The organism is Brunnivagina elsteri CCALA 953 (assembly GCF_002289455.1).
Taxonomy (GTDB): Bacteria; Cyanobacteriota; Cyanobacteriia; order Cyanobacteriales; family Nostocaceae; genus Brunnivagina; species Brunnivagina elsteri.
Genome location: NZ_NTFS01000466.1, coordinates 1 through 4,722, shown reverse-complemented (window position 1 = coordinate 4,722; position 4,722 = coordinate 1). Strand labels below are relative to the sequence as shown.

Below are 4,722 nucleotides of genomic sequence, written 5' to 3'. Positions count from 1 at the left end.
GTAATAGACAGAGATGCTTCATTGCGCTTCGCTCCATTCAGCATGACAATTGGGCACTTTTTTACTTGGAACACTCTTATGAAGTGCGGAATGTGGGATGTAATTAATCAGAAAAAAGAAAAATGATGCAATTTGCTCCCCTATACCCATTTATCTATAAAATTCTCAAACCAAGCTTTCCTAATTGTCTGTGGATAGGAAATCCCAATTCTCAAAATATTGCCCTCACCTTCGATGATGGTCCCCATAGAGAATATACACCCAAATTACTCGCAGTTTTAGACCATTACAAAATCCCTGCTAGCTTCTTTTGGTTGGGTGTATGTGTCAACCGCGCTCCCGAAGCCGCTAAAATGGTATCGAGTCGCAACCACTGGATTGGTTTACACGGTTACGAACATCATAATTTTCCCTTACTTTCTCCCCAAGAATTGCGTAATAGTCTCGAAAAAACTCAAAGCGTCATTTCTCAAACCTGCAATATCCCACCCGAAAAAATCCGCGATGTTCGTCCACCAAATGGTTTTTTCACCCCCAAAACATTAAAACTATTACAACAGTGGAATTATCGCCCAGTGATGTGGAGTGTTGTTCCGGAAGATTGGGTTAAACCGGGCATAAATATCGTAGTTAAGAGGGTTTTAAATCAAGTTCAAAATGGCTCAATCATAGTACTACATGATGGCTATTTTGGCGGACAAGACGTAGCCACCACAGTAGAAACCTTGATACCACAATTGTTAGCCCAAGGTTATAAATTTGTCACAATTGATAAGCTAAAAAGCACCTAAATCATATATTAAGGTAGGCAGGGATGCCCACCCCACAAGAAGTATAAAATAATTTAGATTATATGACTTAAATACGAAACAGCTTAGTCTTTGGGAAAAAAGATGATTAATCTCGTTGAAATACCACCGATAAATTATTAGCAGGCATTTGCACAGTCTTGATTAAAGTCAAATTTTGGGCTTTTGCTGCTGCGATCGCATCATCTAAATCCCGTACTCCCCACTCAGGATTTTGCATTTGCAGTGACGCATCAAATGCCTCATTACTAGGTGCAGTGTGCTTACCATTCAACTTGTAAGGACCGTACATATATAGAATACCGCCACTAGGCAAAATTCTCCTCGCACCTGCCATTAGTCCCAAACAAGCTTGCCACGGAGAAATGTGAATCATATTAATATTCGCGATCGCACAAATCTCTAAGTCTTGTAAATCCATTGATTCCAGACTCCACACAGGCAAACTCGCATCAAGTTCAATCGGTGGATAAAGATTCTCAGATGGTAATTCCTGTAACCATGCAGCAATACTATCCCGTGCGATCGCGCTTGGATCGGAAGGTAGCCATTTTCGCGGTTTTAAACTTGGTGCAAAGTATGTTGCATGTTCCCCGGTTCCGCTTGCGATTTCTAAAATAGTCCCTCTGCTTGGTAGCACTTGCAAAAGCACCTCTAATATTGCCTCGCGATTACGTTGAGTTGCTGGTGCGAATTGTTTATTACTCATTGGTTAATGGGCATTGGGGATTGGGCATATAGCGGTTTTCATATGAATGAAATACGCTTATCTTGCTCCCCTTCCCTTGTAGGATGTTGTTGGCGAATTAATGATGGGTCGAACCCCATTTTCCTCGTTCCTTGCCTCTGGCAAGGAATGCAGCGATTGAGGCTCTGCCTCAAATCTAACTGGAGGCAGAGCCTCCAAAAGCGCGTTACCAGGCTGGAGCCTGTTAACGAGAGGGTGAGGGTCTTCACCCCTCAACAATTAGCCAACAGTATCCTTGTAGGGAAGGGGTTGGGGGTTAGGTCATTGTATTGGATGCAAGTGAGAACCGCTATAAAAGCCAATATATACAGTTTTTTTTACTTCTGACTACCCTATTCCTGAATTCTGGATTCTGCTGTCTCTTGTGCGTAAGTCCTCATTCGGTTGACTGTTCTTTATCTTATTCTTGATTTAGAAGCCTACAAATATAAATTACAAGCAAAGCACAAACTAGTACCTTTCATAAATAAAGTTTGTTTACAATTTAGCACCGATCGCTTTGCAGTTTCTACACAAATGAATGGAGAGAATAGAGCATAACATCAGTAAATTCTCTCGATTTTTTAATAAATAGAGTTACATAAATCACATTTATCTCCCAGAAAAAGAAAATCGAATAAAGCAGTAATCATCCTGGTGTTGAAATCTAGAAGCACGAAGCACAATGGGCTTATCGAAAACAAAAATGTCAAACGAGAAGCCAAGGATTTTTAAAATGTTATTAGCAAAAAAAGCTCTTTCAATCGCTCTTCTATCTACTGCTGCTACTGCGATCGCAACTGTAAGTAATGCTGGTTCTGCTCATGCTTTGGGTATGACCTATAGTTCTGGTACTTACCGCGATGCCAATGTCACAAATGAAGGTTCTTTCTCTGCCGGTGTTAATCAAGAAGGTTACGAAACATTCGATTTTAATAAGGTTAAGAATGGCGAGTTACCAGGCAATGATAAAGTAAAATACAGTTATTCTGGCAGTAACACACAGACCGGAATTATCACACTTGATAATCCAGAAATTCAATGGGCACCTGCTGGAGTAAAGGGAGAGAAGAATACATCACAGTACTCACAAGTATTTAAAGGTAAAAATTTGATTGTTGAAACAGCCAAAAAAGGTGACACTTTCAATTACTTCGGCTTGAACTTAGGTGCTTTAAGTATCGGTAATACCCTACAATTCTTTAATGGAGGGAATGCAGTAAGTTTAAATTATAAAGATAGTAAAGGTATTGCCCAGGTTGCTAGTACCTTAACTTTTGATATCTTAACTAAACTCGCTCCTACAACAGCTCAACAGCATGGTGGTCAAACAAATGGTTTCTTCGAGTTCTTTTCCACAAGTTTAAATGATAACTTCGACAAAATTGTAATTTCTCAACTGGATGGTGGTGGTTTTGAAACTGATAACCACACATTCCGTATCGGTAAAGGTGCATATACTGCAAGCGTTCCCGAACCTGGTGTTGTCTTAGGTTTAGCTAGTGTTGGTGGGATGTTACTTCGTAGTCGCAAGAAGCAAAAAACTGCATAATTGCCAGATACCGAGAAGTTGATTTCTCTCCTCAATCAACTTTCTCAACTGCATTCTGATATCTATTTCTCATATATAGTCATTGGAAATCAAAGGATTGAATGTAAGTTCAATCCTTTTTTATTTATATCTCCATTCTTTCTACTGTGAGAAGAAAGAATAAAAAATCACAGTCATGAAATCTAGTATTAACCGAACCAATATTTATACGGTTTATATCAACCGTCTAGTAATATTTTCTTGTTCGGTTATTATCAAAAGATAAAGTTGTGAAAACCGTATTTAAGATTTTTAGCGTCTAATTAATATAAAAGTGTGAGCGGTAAATACAACGCTGAAATCCAAAGATAAACAAATATCTACATGAGTTAACGGGAGATACAACTATGAAATTAGTCCGTTGGAATCCTTGGCAAGAAATGAACACAATGCAACATCAACTTAACCGTTTGTTTGATGATGTACTGACTCCATCAGATTTGTTTGAACGTGGTTTTGCCAAAGTACCCGCAGTCGAAATCGCCGAAACTTCGGAGGCAATCAATCTCAAGCTTGAATTACCAGGAATAGACAAAAAAGACTTGGATGTTCAAGTGACTGAAAATGCAGTTTACATTAGTGGTGAACGTAAGCAGGAAAGTAAAACTGAGGAAAATGGGGTAACTAAAACCGAATTTCACTATGGTAATTTCCAGCGTGTAATTCCTCTATCTACCCGCATTCAAAATACTGAGGTTAAGGCAGAATACAAAGATGGTATTTTGAATTTGACATTGCCAAAAACTTCAGAAGAAAAAAACAAAGTTGTCAAAGTGAATCTTGATGAACATAGTCCTTAATTAATTTGATATTCCCGATTTTAATGAACAGTTGGGGATATTATAATTAGCTTCAATCACAACATTCAGCAAAAACCAAAAACTTCCGGTTTGTAGAGAAATCGGAAGTTTTTACATTTTTAGGACTTAGGCAAAGAAACCCGTTTTCTATGCAAAATTGTTGTTTTGACGACCAGTTTCTAGGAAGAAACTGGTTTTTTGGCTTCACGTGCGTAAGTCCTAATTTTTTATCTAGCCCAATTATTTTGCCGTTTGACTTACTTGTAAATTATTTGGTTTGGATTTGGGTACATTGCTGGGGTTAGCTGCGGTAATTTGATTATTCGGGAAACCTAATATCTTTCCAGCATCACGATAATATTTAGTCCAAGCTTTGATTCTAGGCTTTCTCTGCCATTGCGATCGCGTCACACTAATTCTCATCATTGGCACTTTCTGAGCATTGCGATCGCCTAATACAATCAATGATATTTGGTTTGTTCGCGAATTTCGAGAAAAACTACGTCTAATTGTACTGATTGCGGCAGATTCTCCACGCTGAACCATGTTTGCAAAGTTATCTCCATTGTTGGATACAACTGTAATATTTGATGGTGTTTTTGACGCAAAAGCTGGGTTTATGATTTGCCCTAAACCACTACAAGCAATTACTATTCCAATAACTACTTGCCGTGAAAATCTGATGCTACCCATATTCAATTATTCCAATTTTGTAGTTTAATGTTTGGTTTCGTCAAAACAACAATTTTGCATAGAAAACGGGTTTCTTTGCCTAAGTCCTAAAAATGTAAAAAC

The 4,722-nt window shown here is 38.4% G+C and carries 5 protein-coding genes; 3 read left to right on the top strand and 2 right to left on the bottom strand.

The window, feature by feature from the left end:
* Positions 1-125: 125 nt before the first annotated feature.
* Positions 126-791: a polysaccharide deacetylase family protein gene (locus CK510_RS26520; protein ID WP_095724512.1), complete on the top strand. Its 666-nt coding sequence runs from the start codon at positions 126-128 to the stop codon at positions 789-791.
* 106 nt (positions 792-897) lie between these two features.
* Here the strand turns inward: CK510_RS26520 and CK510_RS26515 are convergent, their stop codons facing one another.
* A complete protein-coding gene (locus tag CK510_RS26515) occupies positions 898-1,518 on the bottom strand; it encodes a DUF938 domain-containing protein (RefSeq protein ID WP_095724511.1) in 621 nt (206 codons plus the stop codon).
* Positions 1,519-2,272: 754 nt separating this feature from the next.
* Between CK510_RS26515 and CK510_RS26510 the strand changes: the two genes are divergently transcribed.
* A complete protein-coding gene (locus CK510_RS26510; protein WP_095724510.1) occupies positions 2,273-3,088 on the top strand; it encodes a PEP-CTERM sorting domain-containing protein in 816 nt (271 codons plus the stop codon).
* Between the two features lie 386 nt (positions 3,089-3,474).
* Positions 3,475-3,927: an Hsp20/alpha crystallin family protein gene (locus tag CK510_RS26505; RefSeq protein ID WP_095724509.1), complete on the top strand. Its 453-nt coding sequence runs from the start codon at positions 3,475-3,477 to the stop codon at positions 3,925-3,927.
* 240 nt (positions 3,928-4,167) lie between these two features.
* Here CK510_RS26505 and CK510_RS26500 read toward each other — a convergent pair whose 3' ends face one another.
* Entirely contained in the window at positions 4,168-4,620 is a 453-nt protein-coding gene (locus CK510_RS26500; RefSeq protein WP_095724508.1) for a hypothetical protein, read from the bottom strand.
* Positions 4,621-4,722: the final 102 nt, after the last annotated feature.

Bases quoted from the DNA above. Each gene is read 5' to 3' on its own strand.
- CK510_RS26500 (WP_095724508.1), bottom strand. From the start codon at position 4,620: ATGGGTAGCATCAGATTTTCACGGCAAGTAGTTATTGGAATAGTAATT.
- CK510_RS26510 (WP_095724510.1), top strand. From the start codon at position 2,273: ATGTTATTAGCAAAAAAAGCTCTTTCAATCGCTCTTCTATCTACTGCT.
- CK510_RS26515 (WP_095724511.1), bottom strand. From the start codon at position 1,518: ATGAGTAATAAACAATTCGCACCAGCAACTCAACGTAATCGCGAGGCA.
- CK510_RS26505 (WP_095724509.1), top strand. From the start codon at position 3,475: ATGAAATTAGTCCGTTGGAATCCTTGGCAAGAAATGAACACAATGCAA.
- CK510_RS26520 (WP_095724512.1), top strand. From the start codon at position 126: ATGCAATTTGCTCCCCTATACCCATTTATCTATAAAATTCTCAAACCA.